Source organism: Morganella sp. HMSC11D09 (genome assembly GCF_001807955.1).
Lineage (GTDB): Bacteria > Pseudomonadota > Gammaproteobacteria > Enterobacterales > Enterobacteriaceae > Morganella > Morganella morganii.
Genome location: NZ_KV791688.1, coordinates 73,277 through 93,141 on the forward strand (window position 1 = coordinate 73,277; position 19,865 = coordinate 93,141).

General features: G+C 51.5%; 14 protein-coding genes and 1 pseudogene. 12 read left to right on the forward strand and 3 right to left on the reverse strand.

Annotated elements, in window-relative coordinates; genetic code table 11:
* Positions 1-45 precede the first annotated feature (45 nt).
* Entirely contained in the window at positions 46-3,456 is a 3,411-nt protein-coding gene (gene mscK / locus HMPREF3119_RS09515) for a mechanosensitive channel MscK (RefSeq protein ID WP_083297269.1), read from the forward strand.
* Here mscK and rsmS read toward each other — a convergent pair.
* Both rsmS and priC read right to left on the reverse strand, forming a co-directional pair.
* Complete coding sequence (gene rsmS / locus HMPREF3119_RS09520) at positions 3,444-3,608, reverse strand: pleiotropic regulatory protein RsmS (protein ID WP_004240373.1); 165 nt, start codon at positions 3,606-3,608, stop codon at positions 3,444-3,446. The two genes, mscK and rsmS, sit on opposite strands and share 13 nt — an antisense overlap.
* 18 nt (positions 3,609-3,626) lie before the next feature.
* Positions 3,627-4,172 (reverse strand): primosomal replication protein PriC, encoded by a 546-nt coding sequence (gene priC, locus HMPREF3119_RS09525; protein ID WP_032097921.1) that lies wholly within the window; start codon positions 4,170-4,172, stop codon positions 3,627-3,629.
* A 176-nt stretch (positions 4,173-4,348) separates the two neighbouring features.
* On the opposite strand from priC, the gene apt reads away from it, so the two are divergent.
* The 9 genes from apt (at position 4,349) to HMPREF3119_RS09570 (ending at position 14,541) form a co-directional block, all read left to right on the forward strand.
* Positions 4,349-4,912 carry an adenine phosphoribosyltransferase gene (apt, locus tag HMPREF3119_RS09530; RefSeq protein ID WP_024474610.1) on the forward strand — a complete coding sequence of 188 codons (564 nt, stop codon included), beginning with the start codon at positions 4,349-4,351 and terminating at the stop codon, positions 4,910-4,912.
* 94 nt (positions 4,913-5,006) lie between these two features.
* The gene (gene dnaX, locus HMPREF3119_RS09535) at positions 5,007-6,938 is read left to right on the forward strand and encodes a DNA polymerase III subunit gamma/tau (protein ID WP_070579511.1); all 1,932 of its coding nucleotides are present in this window, start codon (positions 5,007-5,009) and stop codon (positions 6,936-6,938) included.
* Between the two features lie 44 nt (positions 6,939-6,982).
* Positions 6,983-7,312: a YbaB/EbfC family nucleoid-associated protein gene (locus HMPREF3119_RS09540; RefSeq protein WP_015422952.1), complete on the forward strand. Its 330-nt coding sequence runs from the start codon at positions 6,983-6,985 to the stop codon at positions 7,310-7,312.
* Positions 7,312-7,929, forward strand: coding sequence for a recombination mediator RecR (gene recR, locus HMPREF3119_RS09545; protein WP_004236484.1), 618 nt, complete (start codon positions 7,312-7,314; stop codon positions 7,927-7,929). Before HMPREF3119_RS09540 ends, recR begins: the two co-directional genes overlap by 1 nt.
* Before the next feature lie 162 nt (positions 7,930-8,091).
* Positions 8,092-9,966: a molecular chaperone HtpG gene (gene htpG / locus HMPREF3119_RS09550; RefSeq protein ID WP_070579514.1), complete on the forward strand. Its 1,875-nt coding sequence runs from the start codon at positions 8,092-8,094 to the stop codon at positions 9,964-9,966.
* Positions 9,967-10,177: 211 nt separating this feature from the next.
* Positions 10,178-10,822: an adenylate kinase gene (gene adk, locus HMPREF3119_RS09555; protein ID WP_004236486.1), complete on the forward strand. Its 645-nt coding sequence runs from the start codon at positions 10,178-10,180 to the stop codon at positions 10,820-10,822.
* A 190-nt stretch (positions 10,823-11,012) separates the two neighbouring features.
* Positions 11,013-11,969, forward strand: a complete 957-nt coding sequence (hemH, locus tag HMPREF3119_RS09560) for a ferrochelatase (RefSeq protein ID WP_036422488.1) — start codon at positions 11,013-11,015, stop codon at positions 11,967-11,969.
* 176 nt (positions 11,970-12,145) lie between these two features.
* The gene (locus HMPREF3119_RS09565; protein WP_070579517.1) at positions 12,146-13,135 is read left to right on the forward strand and encodes a Wzz/FepE/Etk N-terminal domain-containing protein; all 990 of its coding nucleotides are present in this window, start codon (positions 12,146-12,148) and stop codon (positions 13,133-13,135) included.
* A 95-nt stretch (positions 13,136-13,230) separates the two neighbouring features.
* Entirely contained in the window at positions 13,231-14,541 is a 1,311-nt protein-coding gene (locus HMPREF3119_RS09570; RefSeq protein ID WP_004236489.1) for an inosine/guanosine kinase, read from the forward strand.
* A gap of 643 nt (positions 14,542-15,184) precedes the next feature.
* Here the strand turns inward: HMPREF3119_RS09570 and ybaL are convergent.
* On the reverse strand, positions 15,185-16,990 hold the full coding sequence (gene ybaL / locus HMPREF3119_RS09575) for a YbaL family putative K(+) efflux transporter (RefSeq protein WP_036416674.1): 1,806 nt from the start codon (positions 16,988-16,990) through the stop codon (positions 15,185-15,187).
* Positions 16,991-17,596: 606 nt separating this feature from the next.
* On the opposite strand from ybaL, the gene ushA reads away from it, so the two are divergent.
* Positions 17,597-19,264: a bifunctional UDP-sugar hydrolase/5'-nucleotidase UshA gene (gene ushA / locus HMPREF3119_RS09580; RefSeq protein ID WP_049246887.1), complete on the forward strand. Its 1,668-nt coding sequence runs from the start codon at positions 17,597-17,599 to the stop codon at positions 19,262-19,264.
* A 260-nt stretch (positions 19,265-19,524) separates the two neighbouring features.
* Positions 19,525-19,865: pseudogene (locus tag HMPREF3119_RS19495) on the forward strand (RHS repeat protein); the annotation flags it as partial.

Here is a 19,865-nt window from a genome sequence, read left to right on the forward strand (position 1 = left end):
CTGAAACAGACAGCCGGGGAAGGGCAGATACAGGTGGATATTATTATGAAGCGAATCAGCCGTGTCCCGGCTTCCGGTCTGCTGAGGCAGATTTTCCTCCGTCTTTTTACCTGTTTCATATTTCTGCTGCCGGTGCTGGTTCAGAACAGCGCGGTGGCGGCCGTACAGGATATTCCTGACCGCAACACCATTCAGACCGAACTCAATGCCCTGAATAACCGCAAAGAACAGACTGCCGCTGATAAGCTGTCAGTGCAGGATCTGGAGCGGGCGCTGGTGTTTTATGACAATCTCGATGCCCTGAAAGAAAAATCACAGGCACTGAAAAAACGGGTGGATGAAGCCCCGAAACTGTCAGATCAGGTCACACAAAAATTAACGCAGATAAAATCATTAACTGATGAAGGACTGGCGGAATACCGGGCCTCCATTGAAAATCTGCCGCTCTCGCAACTGGAGCTGAAACTTAACAGCACCCTTGAGGCGTTGCAGACCGCACAGAATAACCTCTCTTCTTATAATAGTGATCTGATTGCTCTCCAGACTCAGCCTGAGCGCGCACAGAATATTATGTACGGTAATGTGCAGCGTCTGCAGCAGATCCGCGTCCTGCTGAATGATTCGATGGCGGCCCAGAAAGTGCTGCGGCCGACGGAAATTGAAGCCCTTCAGGTGGAGCAGTATTACTTACAGCAGCAGATTGATTATCAGAAACGGGCATTACAGTCGAACACCCAGTTACAGAATCTGCTGCAGGTGCAGCGTGACTATGTGGTGGAGCGCATCAAACAGCTGGAAAGTAATATTGATGTAATTCAGGAAACGGTCAGCGGCAAGCGGCTGGATTATTCGGAAGAGGCGGCCAAAGAGGCGCAGAGTTCGGATGATACCCAGCGCAATATGCAGGATGATCCGCTGGTGCAGCGTGAAATCGCGCTCAACCATGATTTAAGTGAAAAGCTGGTCGCCGCCACCCGCGATAATAACCAGCTGGTGCAGCGCACCATTAAGGTACGCAGTATTCTGGATCGCGCACTGCAATCCGAGCGCAACCTCAAAGAGCAGATTACCGTGCTGCGCGGCAGCCTGCTGCTCTCCCGTATCCTGTTTAAAGAGCAGATCTACCTGCCGCCGGATTTGCTGATTAAAGATTTGCCGGACCGGATTGCGGACATGCGTCTGGCGCAGTTTGAAATCAACCAGCAGCGCGACAAGCTTTATCAGCCGGACAACTTTGTCAGCACCATGATTGACGAGTACGCCAAAACCCATGATATGCCGGCGACCGCAGCAGAGCTGCGGGCTCAGAAACATGCGCTGATGCAGGTGGTGTCTGTCCGTCAGGATTTATTGGATCAGCTGAATACCCAGATGGGTAACCAGATTTCCCAGGCGATTAACCTGCAGCTGGATCAGACTCAACTGGTCACCGTGGTGGCCTCACTGGAGAAAACCCTCGCGCAGCAGATTTTCTGGGTCAACAGTAACAAACCGGTCAACCTGGCCTGGTTCCAGTCCTTCCCGGGCGCGGCCAAACAGGAACTGACGTCACTGGATCTGAACTGGTCGCTGCAAAGCCTGATCAACGGTTTTGTCGATTCCCTCTTTATTACTATTCCGCTGCTGATTATTGCGCTGCTGCTGCGTTTCGGCACCAAGAATATTGATACCAAACTTGCTGAAATTAATGCTGATGTCGGGCGGCTGAAAAAAGACCGCCAGATCTACACACCAATGGCGCTGGGGCTGATGCTGATCAAAACCCTGCCGTCCTCACTGTTTGTGATTGCCTTCGGCTATTTCTGCCTGAAAACCGGCAGCGCGGATTCCGCACTGATGTGGACTATCTCCCGCCAGCTGGCTCTCTTCTGGGTGCTGTTCGAGTGGAGTTACCGGATTATGAAACCGGAGGGAATTGCAGTCACACACTTCGGGATCGATCCTGAAATCTGCCGTACCGGCCGCCGCAGACTGGTGCGCCTGGCGCTGCCGCTGCTGCCGATTATGCTGTGGGCGGCTTACGGGATGGAATACCCGCTGCGCCTGGTGGATGATGTGATTGGTCAACTGGTGGTGCCGGTGGCACTGGTGTTTGTCTTTGCATTCACATTGCCGTTCTGCATTGAAATCTGGCGCGAGAAGGGCTCTCATCTGGTGCGGGCGTTCCTGCTGACTTTACTGACATTCTCCCCGCTGGTACTGGTGGTGCTGGTCGGGCTGGGGTATTACTACACGGCACTGCGCCTGAGCAGCCGCTGGATAGACAGTCTCTATCTGCTGCTGCTGTGGTATATCGTCTATCATACCAGTCTGCGCGGCCTGGCACTGGCGGCACGGCGTCTGACCTATCAGCGTGCGCTGGCCCGCCGGCAGAAACAGCAGGTTCAGCATAAAGAGCAGCATGAGGGGGATGATGTCCCGGATGTGATTGTGGAAGAGCCGCCGATGTCGATGGAGCTGATTAACCAGCAGTCACTGCGTCTGACCTCGATGGTTCTGTTTATTGTCTTTGCAGCGGCGTTCTACGGCATATGGTCTGATTTTATTACCATTTTCTCCTTCTTTGACAGTATCACGCTGTGGCATTACAACGTCGATACCGCGCTGGGGAATGTGGTGGAGGCAATCACGCTCGGGGATCTGATCCTGTCTGTCCTGATTGTGGTGGTGTCCTGGATAATGATGCGCAACCTGCCCGGTCTGCTTGAAGTCCTTGTACTCTCGCGGCTCTCGCTGCGCCAGGGCACCTCGTATGCTATCACCACCATTCTGACTTATATGATTGTCGGGATCGGGACGATTGCCGCGTTCGGCACCCTCGGGGTGTCGTGGGGTAAATTACAGTGGCTGGCAGCAGCCTTAACCTTCGGTCTCAGCTTCGGGTTACAGGAAATCTTTGCTAACTTTGTTTCGGGTATCATTATTTTGTTCGAACGCCCGATCCGTATCGGCGATACCGTCACTATCGGTACTTTCTCCGGTACGGTTAACAAGATCCGTATCCGTGCGACCACGGTGATTGATTTTGACCGCAAAGAAGTCATTATCCCGAACAAAGCCTTTATGACCGAGCGCCTGACCAACTGGTCACTGTCCGATACAGTAACGCGGATCGTGATTAATGTCGGTGTGGCTTACGGCTCGGATCTGGCGAAAGTGAAAGAGGTCTTGCTGAAAGCGGCCACCGATAACCCGAAAGTGATGACCGACCCGGCACCGGGTGTGTATTTCACCGAGTTTGGCGCCAGCAGCCTCGATCATCAGCTGCGTTTCTATGTGCGCACCATTGGTGACCGCAGTGCCACCACGGATGAAGTGAACCGCGCGATTGACCGGATGGCGCGTGAAAACGATATTAATATCGCCTTCAATCAGCTGGAAGTGTATCTCCACGATCAGAACAGCGGCAAAGAAGTGCAGGTGCAGGGAAAGGATGACGGCGCTCAGCCGGCCTGATCGCTCTCTGTATCGCGCAGTTTGTTTTCATAATCGCGGCGGACAATCTGTAACGCCGCGAGCACGGTTGCGGCCGGGATGCGGTTCTCTTCCAGCAGACAGATAAGATCGACCGCCAGTTTTACCTCATCGGGGGCATTTTCAAGACTCATGGGATATCCGGTATCTGATTAAAATTCGGTGCCGTCGTGGCGTTCAATCTGCCGCTCTATCCGCTGCAGTGCCTGACGGCAGCGGACAAGGCGCCCGGCCAGTGCCGCCAGCTCTTTCTGCAGCTTTTGCTGCTCGGCAAAGGTCTGTGCGCGGCCGAGTGCCAGTTCACGGTCATCGGTCATCTGTGCCAGGCGGCGCTCATAATCCTGATGCTGCGCCAGGCGCTGATACAGATCCACCTGGCTGTCCCGTTTCACATAGCTCTGTTCTTTCTGCCGCAGCGCCTGAGTGGCGGCCTCGCGGTTCAGTGCCGCAATCTGGGCGACAATTTTTTCTGCCAGAAAACGTACCTGCTCAGCCCTGTTTTCGTCCGCACACTGCGCCAGCTGGTCAGTATGGTGCAGTAATTCATCCATGCACAGGCGCAGGGTTTTATTACGGGCGGCGAACAGGGTATCATCGAAGCGGCGCTGGCTCAGTTCCCGGTCTGCTATCGGGGCAATCTGTGTTTCCAGCGCGCTGATTTTCTGTCGCAGCGCCTGTAACAATTGTCTGGTGTTCATTATCCGCCTCAGTGAAATGTGCCCGGGATCGTCGTTGAGGATCTGTTGAGGATCTATAGTTACAGAAGCATTTCTTAGTCTGTTTGATATAAAACAACAAATAATCGGCAAAGTCACGGGATACGGTTGCAATTTTCCCCTGATTTGCATAGATTCTGAGGTTTCGTGTTATCTCTATGGCACCCATTATGAGCGCAACTGCTGAACAACTGCAATTTATTAAAGAAAGTATCCGGACTATCCCTGACTATCCTAAGGAAGGGGTACTGTTTCGCGACATCACCACATTACTGGCCAACCCGGAAGCCTATCGTCTGACGATTGATATGCTGGTGGAGCATTTCGCAGACAAAGGGATCACCAAAGTCGTGGGCACTGAAGCCCGTGGATTCTTATTCGGCGCACCGGTTGCGTTACGTCTGGGGGTCGGCTTTGTGCCGGTCCGCAAAAAAGGGAAATTACCGTGTGATACCCTCAGCGAGACCTATGATCTGGAATACGGCACTGATACCCTGGAGATGCATAAAGACAGCATCAGCAGCGGTGACAACGTGCTGGTTGTCGATGACCTGCTGGCCACCGGCGGCACCGTTAATGCGACCATCCGTCTGATCCGCCGTCTGGGCGGTGAAGTGCATGAAGCAGCCTTTATTATCGGCCTGCCTGATCTCGGCGGCGCGGAACGCCTTGAAGCGGAAGGTGTGCACAGCTTCTGCCTGCTGGAATATGCCGGCGGCTGAGTCTCTCCCCGTATTAAACGCAAACTCAGCCTCGCCCATTGTGGTGAGGCTGTGGTAGCATGATGGAAAATCATGTTCACTCTCTGCGGAATCCATGAGCTATCAAGTCCTTGCCCGTAAGTGGCGACCACAAACATTTTCACAGGTTATCGGTCAGCAGCATGTTCTGACAGCGCTCGCAAACGGGCTGGAACATCAGCGGCTGCATCATGCCTATCTCTTTTCCGGTACCCGCGGGGTCGGAAAAACCACCCTGGCACGCCTGTTTGCCAAAGGTCTTAACTGTGAACAGGGCATCACGGCTACGCCGTGCGGTAAATGCCAGAACTGCCTTGAAATTGAGCAGGGGCGGTTTGTTGATCTGATTGAGATCGATGCCGCATCGCGCACCAAGGTGGAAGATACCCGTGAACTGCTGGATAACGTCCAGTACGCCCCGTCACGCGGACGTTTCAAAGTTTATCTTATCGACGAAGTTCACATGCTCTCCCGTCACAGCTTTAATGCGCTGCTGAAAACCCTGGAAGAGCCGCCGGAGCACGTCAAATTCCTGCTGGCAACCACCGATCCGCAAAAACTGCCGGTGACGATTTTATCCCGCTGCTTACAGTTCCATCTCAAAGCACTGGATGTGGATCAGATCAGTCAGCAGCTCGATACCATTCTGACCGCAGAACAGATTGAAAATGATGCCCGTGCACGGCTGTTACTGGCCCGTGCCGCAGACGGCAGTATGCGTGACGCGCTGAGTCTGGCGGACCAGGCGATTGCCCTGGGCGCCGGGAAAGTGACCACAGAGGTGGTAACGCAGATGCTCGGCACTCTGGACGACGAACAGCCGCTGACTATCCTGGAAGCCCTGGTGAAAGGGGATGGCGTTCAGGTGATGAACGGCGTGAATGATGCCGCATCACGGGGCGCGGACTGGGATAACCTGCTGACAGAAATGCTGGCCGCGCTGCATAAAATCGCCATGCTGCAACTGCTGCCGGTACAGGATAACAGTGCCGGGGTGACAGACGAACGTCTGCGCATCCTGGCAAGAGCAATTGCTCCGGCGGATCTGCAACTCTATTATCAGACACTGCTGGTTGGCCGCAAAGAGCTGCCGTATGCCCCTGACAGACGCATGGGCGCTGAAATGGCACTGCTGCGCGCACTGGCATTTCATCCGCGTAATGTGATTGATGAAGTGATCACCGCGCCGTCCGTGGTACCGGTCTCTCTGCCGTCACAGCCGCAGACAGCGGCACCGGCCGCACCGGCGCGCAGTACGCCGCCGCCGGCGATGCCGCAGGAAACGGAAAACAACCCGACAGCTCAGTTGCTGAAAGCCCGTGACGCACTGAACCGGCAGGAGATCCCGCCGTCAAAAAAGTCTGAGCCGGTTACCTCAACAGAGAAGGGTAAACCGGCGAACTCAGCACTGGAGCGACTCGCTGCCGTGACTGAAAACCGCCGGGGCCGTGCTGTGTCTGCACCGCAGCCGAAAGTATCCGGTAAACCGCAGCCGTATCAGTGGCGTCCGCAGAAACAGGATGAACCGGAAGAGAAACCCCCGGTTGCGCGGCCGAAAGATATCAAAAAAGCCCTTGAGCACGAAAAAACGCCGGAAGTGGCTGAAAAACTGGCTGTTGCTGCCCGGGAACGGGATCCGTGGGCGGCGGATATTGATAAAATGCAGCTGCCGAAACTGGTGCAGCAACTGGCGCTGAACGCGGTGAAAGAGCAGACCGGGGAAGACAGTATCTGTCTGCATCTGCGCACCTCACAGCGCCACCTGAATTCAAAATCAGCACACAGCGTGCTGAGTGATGCACTGAGTGAACTTTATGGTAAAGTTATCAGTCTCACAATTTGTGAAGACGATGATGTCAGCATGAAAACGCCGCTGGAATGGCGGCAGGCTATCTATGAAGAGATGCTGGCGCAGGCGCGTCAGTCCATTGTGACGGATAAAACCATTCAGACTCTGCTGACCTTTTTTGATGCGGAACTGGATGAAGAGAGTATCCGGCCTGTTTAACCACCTTGCGTTAGAATACGCAATTTAGTCAAAGAGAGAAAACTATGTTCGGTAAAGGCGGTTTGGGCAATCTCATGAAACAAGCCCAGCAAATGCAGGATAAAATGCAGCAGATGCAGGAAGAGATTGCAAATACGGAAGTCACCGGTGAATCCGGTGCAGGCCTGGTTAAAGTGACTATCAACGGCGCACATAACTGCCGCCGCGTGGAAATCGACCCAAGCCTGATGGAAGACGACAAAGAGATGCTCGAAGATCTGATTGCTGCCGCATTCAATGATGCCGCGCGTCGTATCGACGAAACCCAGAAAGAAAAAATGGCGTCAGTCTCCAGCGGAATGCAGCTGCCGCCGGGCTTTAAGATGCCGTTCTGATGCAAACCAGTCCGCTTCTTGAAGCACTGATGGACGCCCTGCGCTGCCTGCCGGGCGTCGGGCCGAAATCGGCACAGCGTATGGCGTTTCAGCTGTTACAGCGCGACCGCAGCGGCGGGATGCGTCTGGCACAGGCACTGACCCGTGCCATGTCGGAAATCGGCCACTGCCGGGACTGCCGGACCTTTACCGAGCAGGAACAGTGCACTATCTGCGCCAACCCGCGCCGTCAGCAGACCGGTCTTATCTGTGTGGTGGAAAGCCCGGCGGATATCCACGCGATTGAGCAGACAGGGCAGTTCTCCGGCCGCTACTTTGTGCTGATGGGACACCTGTCACCGCTGGACGGCATCGGTCCGATGGATATCGGGCTGGATAAACTGGAGGAGCGGCTGTCTCAGGAAACCATCACTGAGGTGATCCTGGCTACCAATCCGACAGTGGAAGGGGAAGCCACTGCCAACTATATTGCGGAAATGTGCGCGCAGTATGATGTTTCCGCCAGCCGTATCGCCCACGGCGTACCGGTCGGCGGTGAGCTGGAAATGGTGGATGGCACGACCTTGTCCCACTCCATCGCCGGACGTCAGAAAATCCGTTACAACAGCGATTACTGACGGCGGTTTCTGCCTGTTACCCGGACAGACGGCCTGTGCCGTCTGTCACTTTTCCTCAGAATTGTCACAAAAAATTCCCCGTTTGCCTTGAAAACCCAAAGACCGGCCCCACCTGATTTTTATCCTGTTTTTTTTCGTTGATAAGTCAGTCTGAGGTTATTCATGAGTCTGCAAGAACAAGAAACCCGTGGTTTTCAGTCAGAAGTAAAACAACTTCTGCAGTTAATGATCCACTCACTTTATTCCAACAAAGAAATTTTCCTGCGCGAGCTTATCTCCAACGCTTCTGATGCGGCCGATAAGCTGCGTTTCCGTGCCTTATCCGACAGTTCACTGTATGAAAATGACGGTGATCTGCATGTCCGGCTGTCCGCTGATAAAGAAAAGCGCACTCTGACCATCAGTGATAACGGTATCGGGATGACCCGCGATGAGGTCATCGACAACCTGGGTACCATTGCCAAATCCGGCACCAAAGCTTTCCTGGAATCACTCGGCTCTGACGCGGCCAAAGACAGCCAGCTGATCGGCCAGTTCGGGGTGGGCTTCTACTCCGCTTTTATTGTGGCGGACAAAGTCACTGTGATCACCCGTGCGGCGGGTGTGCCGTCTGATCAGGCGGTGTTCTGGGAATCTGAAGGGGAAGGGGATTACTCCATCGCCAAAACCCATAAGGATTCACGCGGTACCGAAATCACCCTGCATTTCCGTGAAGGGGAAGATGAGTTCCTCGATGACTGGCGTCTGCGCTCGGTTATCGGCAAATATTCCGACCATATTGCGCTGCCGGTGGAAATCGAAAGCAAAAATGAAGAAGACGGCACCGTTATCTGGGAGAAAATCAACAAAGCTCAGGCACTGTGGACGCGCAATAAAAACGACATCAGTGATGAAGAATATAATGAGTTTTACAAGCATCTCTCCCATGACTTTGCGGATCCGCTGACATGGGCGCATAACCGCGTGGAAGGGAAGCAGGAGTACACCAGTCTGCTCTATATCCCGTCCGTGGCTCCGTTTGACCTTTGGAACCGCGCCCAGCGCCGTGGCCTGAGCCTGTATGTCCAGCGCGTGTTTATCATGGATGACGCGGAACAGTTTATGCCGAACTATCTGCGCTTTGTGCGCGGCCTGATAGATTCCAATGATCTGCCGCTCAACGTTTCCCGTGAGATTTTACAGGACAGCGCCGTCACCCGCAGCCTGCGCAGCGCCCTGACCAAACGTGTTCTGCAGATGCTGGAAAAACTGGCCAATAATGACGCGGAAAAATACCAGACATTCTGGCAGCAGTTCGGCCTGGTTCTGAAAGAAGGTCCGGGCGAGGACAGCTCCAATGCGGAACTGATCGCCAAACTGCTGCGTTTTGCCAGCACGAAGGAAGACACCTCCGCGCAGACCGTTTCCCTGGCGGATTATGTATCCCGCATGGCGGAAGGTCAGGAGAAAATTTACTACATCACCGCAGACAGCTATGCGGCTGCGAAAAACAGCCCGCACCTGGAACTGTTCCGTAAGAAAGGCATTGAAGTGCTGCTGCTCTCCGATCGTATCGATGAGTGGATGATGAATTACCTCAATGAATTTGAGGGTAAAACCTTCCAGTCTGTCAGCAAAGCGGATGAATCGCTGGAAAAACTGGCGGATGAAGATCCGGCAGCGAAAGAAGAAGCGGATAAAGAGCTGGCTCCGTTTGTTGAGCGTGTGAAAACACTGCTCGGCGACCGTGTGAAAGAGGTGAAACTGACCCATCGTCTGACCTCCACCCCGGCGATTGTCACCACCGACGCCGATGATATGAGCACTCAGATGGCGAAACTGTTTGCCGCCGCCGGCCAGCAGGCACCGGAAGTGAAATATAACTTTGAGCTGAACCCGGAGCATCCGCTGGTGAAACTGGCCGCAGAACAGCAGGACGAAAGCCGCTTTGCCGACTGGATCAATCTGCTGCTCGACCAGGCACTGTTTGTTGAACGCGGAACCCTGGAAGATCCGAACGAATTTGTTTCCCGGATGAATAGTCTGTTATTAGGCTAAAAACAGGCGTTCCCGCGCCGGGTGAGCACAATCGCGCATAACCCGCTTAAAAACCACATGATTTCATGACGATCATGTGGTTTTTTTATTGAAATGAGGAAAAACGAACGTCAGAGTTTCCCCGCTTTTCTTGAGTCCATACCCTGACAAATGGTATGGTAGCTTGTTTTTATCCGAATTATAAAAAAGCAACCAGCAAGGGGTTTACGCAATGCGTATTATTCTGCTCGGCGCTCCGGGCGCCGGTAAAGGGACTCAGGCTCAGTTTATCATGGAAAAATACGGGATCCCTCAGATCTCGACGGGTGACATGCTGCGTGCAGCAGTGAAATCCGGCAGTGAATTGGGTCTCCAGGCAAAAGAATTGATGGACAACGGCAAATTAGTGACTGACGCATTAGTTATCGCACTGGTTAAAGAGCGCATCAAACAGGATGACTGCCGTAATGGTTTCCTGCTGGACGGGTTCCCGCGTACCATTCCGCAGGCAGATGCAATGAAAGAAGCCGGTATCACCGTTGATTTCGTTCTGGAATTTGATGTTCCGGATGAAATTATCGTTGACCGTATTATCGGCCGCCGCGTACATGCGGGCTCAGGCCGTGTGTATCATGTAAAATACAATCCGCCGAAGACAGAAAATAAAGACGACGTGACCGGTGAAGAACTGACCATCCGTAAAGATGATCAGGAAGAGACCGTCCGTAAGCGTCTGGTGGAATACCATCAGCTGACTGCACCACTGATCCAGTACTATCAGAAAGAAGCTCAGATGAGTGACGTGAAATACAATCGTATTGACGGCACCCGTCCGGTAAGCGAAGTCAGTCAGGAATTAGCCCGTATTCTGGGTTAATCCGGCACTTATTTCTGTCAGGCAGCCAAACGGCTGCCTTTTTTTATCCTGCGCCGCCGGTGAACCAGCAGCCAACGAACCTGCGGACAAAAGGATGAAGAACATGAAGAACATGGCAGAAAAGAATAAGAATCATTATATACAATGCATTACCCTGACAATCATTCTCAGTTGCTGACAGGATTTTCTGATGACAAATCAACACAAACGCGGCGTTTTACTGGTTAACTTAGGTACTCCGGATGCACCGGAAACCCCGGCGGTAAAACGCTATCTGAAGCAGTTCCTGAGTGATCCGCGTGTGGTGGATGTCTCTCCGCTGCTCTGGCAGTGTATTCTGCGCGGTATTGTGCTGCCGTTCCGCTCGCCGCGTGTGGCGAAGCTTTATCAGTCTGTCTGGATGGAAGAGGGTTCCCCGCTGCTGGTATACAGCCGCCGTCAGCAGGCGGCACTGGCGGCACAGATGCCGGGCACACCGGTGGAGCTGGGAATGAGCTATGGTTCACCATCACTGGAATCCGCCGTTGATGCCCTTCTGGCACAGGGGGTGACACATCTGGATGTCCTGCCGCTGTACCCGCAGTATTCCTGCTCAACCACCGCTGCGGTGTTTGACGGGCTGGCGGATATCTTTAAACGCCGCCGGACATTCCCGTCACTGCATTTTATCCGCAGTTACGCGACACACCCGCTCTATATTGAGGCACTGGCGCAGTCAGCGGAGGCCGCATTTGCGGAGCACGGGGTGCCTGACCGGCTGATTTTATCCTATCACGGTATTCCTGTCCGTTATGCGAAAGAGGGTGATGTTTACCCGGCAGAATGTGAGGCCACGACGACATTGCTGCGGGAAAGGCTCAATTTTCCGGCTGAACATATCATGCACACTTATCAGTCCCGTTTTGGCCGTGAGCCGTGGCTTACGCCTTATACTGATGAAACAATGAAGTTATTACCCTCAAAAGGCGTGAAATCTGTTCAGGTGATGTGCCCGGGATTTTCGGCTGACTGCCTGGAAACGTTAGAGGAAATTAAGGAACAGAATAAAGCATTCTTTTTGTCTTCCGGCGGGGCGGAATATCATTACATTCAGTCCCTTAATGACGCTGATATTCATATAAAGCTGTTGCAAGAGTTGGTTGGCTAGTTTTTTCGCATTCCAATCTGGAATAGTCCGAAATATACCACTGTTATGCGTAGAATTTTAAGAAATTAATGTTAACATTAATCATGTAACAATTAATTAGCTGAAAATGACAGATATTATTGTTCATTTTAAGTGAAATTCAGTACTTCATCGCAGACAGGACAGGTGCTACGGACATGGTGAATGAGAAGGGTTCAGTGAACCTGAATAATGACGAGATCGATATTATTGATCTGCTGAAACTGTTATACCGCCATAAGGTTTTTATCGTCATTGTGACCGTATTATTCGCTACCGCCGGGTTCGGTGTCTCCAAAATACTGCCGCAGAAATGGACCAGTACCGCCGAAGTGACGGCAACAGAGCTTCGTGACATGCCGGAGCTGGATAAAGTCAGCCAGCAGATGAATGCACTCAATGTGACTGCGGTATCTGATCTGCCGGCTGCATTTAATGTGTTCGGTACTGTCTGGCAGTCGCCGTCAGTACAGGAATCATTCCGCCTCTCACAGGGCGATACTGCTGTTTCCGGTTCTTTTGGTTTTCAGAAAACGGACGGCGATATACTGAAACCGGCTACTGCCAAAGTGACCTTCACTGCGGCAGATCCGCAAACAGCACAGCAAATGTTGTCGGATTACCTCGATTACACCGCACAATACAGTCAGAATGTGATGCAGACGCAGTTACAGGAAAACCTGGCCGCTGCGCTGAGTGCCGGTCAGAGTCAGTATAATGTGGCGCTGGTGAGAGCGGAACATCAGCGGGAGCAAACGCTGGCTTACCTGGCTGCAGCTGAACGGGTTGCACCGGTGGCGGCATCTGTTCCGCCTCAGAATCCGGAAGCTGACCCGGTTGCCTCTTACAGTGCCATGGGGCGTCCGGCAGTGATGCAGATGAGAGACTCCCTGAAAGCTCTGGATTTACCGGCTGTGGATGCGGAACTTCTGGACAGAGCCTATGCGCTGAAGGCAATCAAAAATATCGCACCTTTCTCACTGAACATTGTTCCGTTCACCGTGACTGAATCCCCGGATCTGCCGGTGGTGAAAGACGGCCCCGGCACTAAAATGTATCTCATCGCATCCGCCTTTTTAGGGTTTATTCTGTCAGTGATGGCGGTTTTCGCATGGAATATGTTTGTTAACAGAAAAAAATCAGCATAATTTCCGGTTGAGCGGACATTGAGGGTTCTGTCCGCTCACATTCTTCCCCGCGTTATGATAAAATACGCCATCTTTTTTTCCGGCCATGAACCTTTATGAAATTCCCCGGCAGACGCAAATCCAAACACTATTTCCCGGTCAGCCTGCGTGACCCGTTATTACAGCCTGTCCAGCTGATGAAAGATGATGAAAATACCCGCGCGTATATCGTTGGTATTGATCAGACGCTGGTGGATATCGAAGCCAACGTGGATGATGATTTTATCCGCCGTTATCAGCTCAGCCGCGGGCATTCGCTGGTGATTGAGGATGATGTGGCTGAAGAGCTGTACCGTGAGCTGATTGAGCGTTCGCTGATCACCCATGAATTTGCCGGTGGTACTATCGGTAATACCCTTCACAATTATTCTGTTCTGGCGGACGACCGTTCTGTGCTGCTGGGCACCATGTGCAATAATATTCAGATTGGCAGCTATGCCTATTATTATCTGTGCAACACCTCCAGCCGTATGGATCTCAACTATTTACAGGGTGTCGACGGCCCGATTGGCCGCTGTTTTACCCTGATCAGTGAAAACGGTGAGCGGACATTTGCTATCAGCCCCGGGCTGATGAATCAGCTGCGCCCGGAAAGCATTCCGGAAGCGATAATTGCTGAAGCCTCCGCGCTGGTGCTGACGGCTTATCTGGTGCGCTGCAAACCGGGCGAACCGATGCCGGATGCCACCATGAAAGCTATCGAATATGCCCGGAAACATGATGTTCCGGTGGTTCTGACTCTGGGTACCAAACATGTGATTGCGGAAGATCCGCAGTGGTGGCGTGATTTCCTTGCGGAAAATGTCTCTGTGCTGGCGATGAATGAAGAAGAAGCGCTGGCACTGACCGGCGTTGCCGACCCGCTGCTGGCGTCAGATAAAGCCCTGGACTGGGTGGATCTGGTGCTGTGTACCGCAGGTCCTGCCGGGTTATATATGGCAGGTTATTCAGAAAAAGAATTTATGCGCGAAACCACCCACCCGCTGTTACCGGGCGCGCTGGCGGAGTTTAACCGTTATGAATTCAGCCGCGCAATGCGTCAGAAAGATTGTCAGGATGCGGCGCGGGTCTATTCCCATATCGAACCTTATATGGGCGGCCCGGATAAGATAATGAATACCAACGGTGCCGGCGACGGGGCATTATCCGCATTACTGCATGATATTACGGCCAACAGCTATCACCGGATGAATATCCCGAACTCCAGTAAGCATCAGCGCCGTTATCTGACATACTCTTCACTGGCGCAGGTCTGCAAATATGCCAACCGTGTCAGCTATCAGGTGCTGATTCAGCACTCACCGCGTCTGACCAAAGGGTTACCGGACCGGGAAGACAGCCTGGAAGAGTCATACTGGGAACGCTGATAACAATAACTGATAAAAAAACGCCGGAATTATCCGGCGTTTTTTTATCAGGAATAACAATATAAATGTCAGACAGAATTAATGTTTATATGTTATCGAACATAATTATAAGGTGTGATATTAAAATTAACTTAAATGGAAAATAATTCATCTTATAATGATGTCCAGCGTGATGTAAAAATAATCTGAATCCCGTAAATAAAAGATCATAATATCTGTTATGATCATGTATTCTGATAAATCCATATCATCCGGATGAGTGTCTTTTTCTCCAGAGGAGGTGTGATGCCTGACGCCGGCCAGTATTTTATTGTAGTATTACTGAGTTTTGTAAATGTCATCTGTTTCAGGGGGGTAATACTAAAACAAAAAATAGAGCCATTATATCCATACTTATATCAACATTATTTGTTACCGTATTTCCTCTTTTAAAATTGAGTATATTAAAAGAAACGCATTTCAATTTTTCATTTTTTACAGATATTAATTATGCTATCGCGATTATAGCAGGAAGTGTTATTAATCTGATCTCACTATGGGTATCAGATTCTGTAAAAAGGATTAAATAATATGAAATTATTAGCCGGGCATAAATAACAAGCCCGGAAAATCCGGGCTTGTTATTTCAGCAGGTTAAAACAAATTATGCCGACGGATGCGGATTCTGGTTCTCCGGGGCGGCATCTGCTTCAGGTTTGCGCAGCATGTCATGCAGTGAGCGGCCTTCCGTCTCTGTTTCCGCCGCCGGATTGATATTGACCGGGCAGCCGAATTCATGATCCGTCTGGTTTTCCACCAGCAGTGTGCTCATCGCACGGGCAATTTCAAACTCACCAATCACCACACGGTTTGCGCCACGCTCCATAATATAAGTGCGCTCGTCATCATAATGCGCGCGGACAATAATCGTCATATGTGCGTTCATGGCACGGGCTTTGGCGACAATCTCACCGGCCTCATAGCCGTTCGGAATGGTCAGCAGCAGCGCACTGGCGCAATCGGCACGGGCAAGCTCCAGCACATCCTGTGCCACCGCATTCCCCATCACGGAAGGGAAGCCGCGTTCCGCAAGCTCTTCAAAGCGGGCGCGGGTATCTTCCACCACCACAACCGGATACCCTTTATTATGCAGTTTATCCGCCAGCATCGCACCGACGCGGCCATAACCGACAATAATAGTATGTCCGCAGATATTGACCGGCACCTGAGTGATTTCTTCCAGCGTTTCTTCTTCCTGCTGCTCTTCCGGTGTTTCGGTTTTTTCCAGATAGCGGTCCAGCAGCGTGAACAGCACCGGGTTGAGCATGATAGAGACAATAGCACCGGCCAGGATCAGGTCATTAGCCTGGCGGTTGAGGACTTCCAGCGTAACCCCCATTCCCGCGAGGATAAAGGCGAATTCCCCGATTTGCGCGAGACTGACGGCGACTGTCAGGGCTGTCCGCCGGTTATGGCCGAACATCCTCACCAGCAGCAGGGCGGCGGCGGATTTACCGATGATGATAATCGCCAGCACACCGAGCACACCCAGCGGATGGTTAATCAGCACCATCGGGTCAAACAGCATTCCGACAGAGACAAAGAACAGTACCGCGAAGGCGTCACGCAGCGGTAGGGTATCCTGTGCGGCGCGGTGGCTCAGTTCTGACTCATTGAGCACCATACCGGCAAAGAACGCGCCGAGGGCAAACGAGGCATCAAACAGCGCGACAGCGGCATAAGCAATACCCAGCGCCAGCACCAGCACTGCCAGGGTAAACAGCTCGCGGGAGCCGGTAGCGGCTGTTCTGGCGAGTAACCACGGAATCACGCGGCGCCCGATAAAAATCATAATCAGGATGAATGCCACGACCTTACCGATAGTAATGCTCAGGCTTATCAGCAGATCTGATGTGCTGGCACTGGCCTCCGGGTTATTAATGATAGAAGCGGCAGCCGGTAACAGCACCAGGGTTAACACCATGGCGAGGTCTTCAACAATCAGCCAGCCGATGGCTATCTGACCGCGCTGGCTTTCTATCAGCTGCCTCTCTTCCAGGGCGCGCAGCAGCACCACGGTACTCGCGGTGGATAAGCTCAGACCAAATACGATCCCGGCAAATAATCCCCAGCCGAACAGACTGGAAAGGCCGAGACCTAAAATAGTTGCGACGGCTATCTGACAGATAGCACCCGGAATGGCGATATTTTTAACCGCCAGCAGATCTTTCAGTGAAAAATGGAGCCCGACCCCGAACATCAGCAGAATAACCCCGATTTCCGCCAGTTCCGGTGCCAGTGATGTATCGGCAACGAATCCCGGGGTAAAAGGGCCTGCTAACACACCCGCCGCCAGATAACCCACTAACGGGGAAATCTTTAACCGCTGCGCTAACATACCGAGTAAATAAGCGAGAACGAGACCGCCAACAATAGTTGTGATAAGAGGCGTTGAATGCACTTTTTTCATTCTCCTTTTGATTAGTGGTGTGAACGGATGTGGGTTAGCTATAAATATAATACATGTTTTCGTGACATAAATCGCGTTAAAAATATAACTAATTATGTAAAAAACAGGACTTAACAGCAGATACCATTCAGCTTTGACTATTTTCAGCGTATTCTGCTCTTTGTGATCCCCGTTCGTACCGTTATTTATTTACTTTAATCTTCAATATTATTGTTAATTAACAGGTTATTAAGTTCATTTGGTCTGTTTTTGATATCGATGCAGATGTATTTATAAAAATCAGCTGAAAAATACAGGTTTAATCGTGATATTTATGCCGGTTACGGTACGGTAATATTCCCGTGGTATAAAATAACTACATTTCTATGCAGCAGATAAATAGGCATTTTTCTCTGTTGTATATTGATATTTAACGATTTTTTAAGGATGCGTTATCGTATTTGTGCGGATCCGCTAAATGACAAAACATTGAGTCAGATCGCACTTTCTTGCCGTGTTTATCATAACCGGTGTAAAAATTTGTGAATTTTCATCATACTTTCAGCAGAACGCCGGAGAGAGTTGTTTCTGTGCCGGTATCATCATTCAGACACACAGGGAATGACCATGACATTTACACTGAAAACCACAGCCTGTGCGCTGGCGGTATCCGCAATGCTTTTTCCGGCGCTGGCGAATGCCTGGGAAAAAGATAAAACCTACGACATCACTATTTTGCACACCAATGACCACCACGGCCATTTCTGGCAGAACGATCACGGCGAATACGGCTTATCCGCCCAGAAGACCCTGGTGGACGGTATCCGTAAGGAAGTGGAAGAGAAGGGCGGCTCACTGCTGCTGCTCTCCGGCGGGGATATCAATACCGGCGTACCGGAATCCGATTTACAGAATGCCGAGCCGGATTTCAAAGGAATGAATCTGGTCGGTTACGATGCGATGGCGCTGGGCAACCACGAGTTTGATAATCCGCTTGAAACGCTGCGTACTCAGGAAAAATGGGCCACATTCCCGTTCCTGTCCGCCAATATTTATAAGAAAAGCACCGGTGAACGCCTGTTTAAGCCGTATGCCATGTTTGATAAGCAGGGTGTAAAAATTGCGGTAATCGGCCTGACAACGGATGACACAGCGAAAATCGGTAATCCGGGGAACTTCCCGGACACTGAATTCCGTGTCCCGGCTGAAGAAGCCAAAAAAGTGGTTGAAGCCCTGCGCGAAACGGAAAAACCGGACATCATTATCGCTGCCACCCACATGGGGCACTACGATGACAGCAATCACGGCTCCAACGCCCCCGGGGATGTGGAAATGGCACGCAGCCTGCCGGCCGGTTATCTGGATATGATTGTCGGCGGTCACTCGCAGGATCCTGTCTGTATGCAGCCGGAAAACAAGAATTACAAAATTGCAGATTACGTACCGGGCACCCCGTGTGCACCGGACAACCAGAACGGTACCTGGATTGTACAGGCACATGAATGGGGTAAATATGTCGGACGTGCGGACTTTCAGTTCCGCAACGGCGAATTCACGCTGAAACACTATCAGCTTATCCCGGTGAATCTGAAGAAAAAAGTCACCAAAGAGGATGGCACATCAGAGCGGGTGTATTACACCAGTGAAATCACCGAAAGCCCGGACATGCTTAAACTGCTGACACCGTACCAGGAAAAAGGCAATGAGCAGCTGAATATCAAAGTCGGCTCGGTTGACAGCAAACTGGAAGGTGATCGCAGCAAAGTCCGTTTTGAACAGACCAGTATGGGGCATCTTCTGCTGGCCGCACAGAAAGAGCGCGCAAATGCCGATTTCGCTATTATGAGCGGCGGTGGTGTGCGTGACTCCATCGAACCGGGCGATATTACCTATAAAAATGTGCTGAAAGTGCAGCCGTTTGCCAACGAGCTGGTGTATGTCGATTTCAAAGGCAGCGAAGTGCTGCCGTATCTGACCGCCGTGGCAAATATGAAAACGGATTCAGGTGCTTACGCACAGTTTTACAATGTCGGTCTGACACTGAATAAAGACGGCTCTGTGAGTGATGTGACGATTGACGGCAAACCGCTGGATCCGGCAAAAACCTACCGCATGGCGACACTGAATTTCAATGCGATCGGCGGGGATGGTTATCCGAAAATTGATTCTCACCCGGGCTATGTCAATACCGGCTTTGTCGATGCGGAAGTACTGAAAGGGTATATTGAAGCCCATTCACCGCTGAAAGCGGCAGATTATGAGCCGAAGGGCGAAATTATTTATAAAAACAAATAATCGATTATGACTGTCATAAAAAACCGGGGCTTGCTCCGGTTTTTTATTCATGAGTATTATGAAATGAGTTAATTATTATATTTTATGTATACAATTAATTGTTTTTTAATGAATTGTTTTTATTGTGAAAATTTAAAATAAAGCGTGTTTTGCTACGATTGGCTCTTCCTGATTTGTTCATTATTTTTAGAATAAGTGCCTGTCCGTGACGAAGATCTCAGAACCGGACAGATATCCCTCCTCTCAAAAGGACACTATTAATGAACAAAACAGAAAACACGTTACATAAAAAAACACCGTCGGTGACGGTACTGAGCAACCGGAGGCAGGCTGTACGCAATATTGGGTATCACCGCCATCCGGATACCCCGGATAAAACTGATGAACGCATTACCCGCCATCAGTTTGATGCGCGCGGTTTTTTGCAGCAGAGTGCTGATCCGCGTATGCAGGCGTCCGGGCTGAGCAATTTCCGCTATATCACCTCACTCTCCGGACAGGTGCTGCGTACGGAAAGTGCGGATGCGGGAACATCGCTGACACTAAATGATGCGGCAGGGCGACCGGCGACCAGCATCAGTCAGATCCGTACGGATAACGG

Excerpts from the sequence above, each read along its gene's own strand:
- mscK (WP_083297269.1), top strand. The coding sequence starts at position 46 with ATGAAGCGAATCAGCCGTGTCCCGGCTTCCGGTCTGCTGAGGCAGATT.
- rsmS (WP_004240373.1), bottom strand. The coding sequence starts at position 3,608 with ATGAGTCTTGAAAATGCCCCCGATGAGGTAAAACTGGCGGTCGATCTT.
- priC (WP_032097921.1), bottom strand. The coding sequence starts at position 4,172 with ATGAACACCAGACAATTGTTACAGGCGCTGCGACAGAAAATCAGCGCG.
- apt (WP_024474610.1), top strand. The coding sequence starts at position 4,349 with ATGGCACCCATTATGAGCGCAACTGCTGAACAACTGCAATTTATTAAA.
- dnaX (WP_070579511.1), top strand. The coding sequence starts at position 5,007 with ATGAGCTATCAAGTCCTTGCCCGTAAGTGGCGACCACAAACATTTTCA.
- HMPREF3119_RS09540 (WP_015422952.1), top strand. The coding sequence starts at position 6,983 with ATGTTCGGTAAAGGCGGTTTGGGCAATCTCATGAAACAAGCCCAGCAA.
- recR (WP_004236484.1), top strand. The coding sequence starts at position 7,312 with ATGCAAACCAGTCCGCTTCTTGAAGCACTGATGGACGCCCTGCGCTGC.
- htpG (WP_070579514.1), top strand. The coding sequence starts at position 8,092 with ATGAGTCTGCAAGAACAAGAAACCCGTGGTTTTCAGTCAGAAGTAAAA.
- adk (WP_004236486.1), top strand. The coding sequence starts at position 10,178 with ATGCGTATTATTCTGCTCGGCGCTCCGGGCGCCGGTAAAGGGACTCAG.
- hemH (WP_036422488.1), top strand. The coding sequence starts at position 11,013 with ATGACAAATCAACACAAACGCGGCGTTTTACTGGTTAACTTAGGTACT.
- HMPREF3119_RS09565 (WP_070579517.1), top strand. The coding sequence starts at position 12,146 with ATGGTGAATGAGAAGGGTTCAGTGAACCTGAATAATGACGAGATCGAT.
- HMPREF3119_RS09570 (WP_004236489.1), top strand. The coding sequence starts at position 13,231 with ATGAAATTCCCCGGCAGACGCAAATCCAAACACTATTTCCCGGTCAGC.
- ybaL (WP_036416674.1), bottom strand. The coding sequence starts at position 16,990 with ATGAAAAAAGTGCATTCAACGCCTCTTATCACAACTATTGTTGGCGGT.
- ushA (WP_049246887.1), top strand. The coding sequence starts at position 17,597 with ATGACATTTACACTGAAAACCACAGCCTGTGCGCTGGCGGTATCCGCA.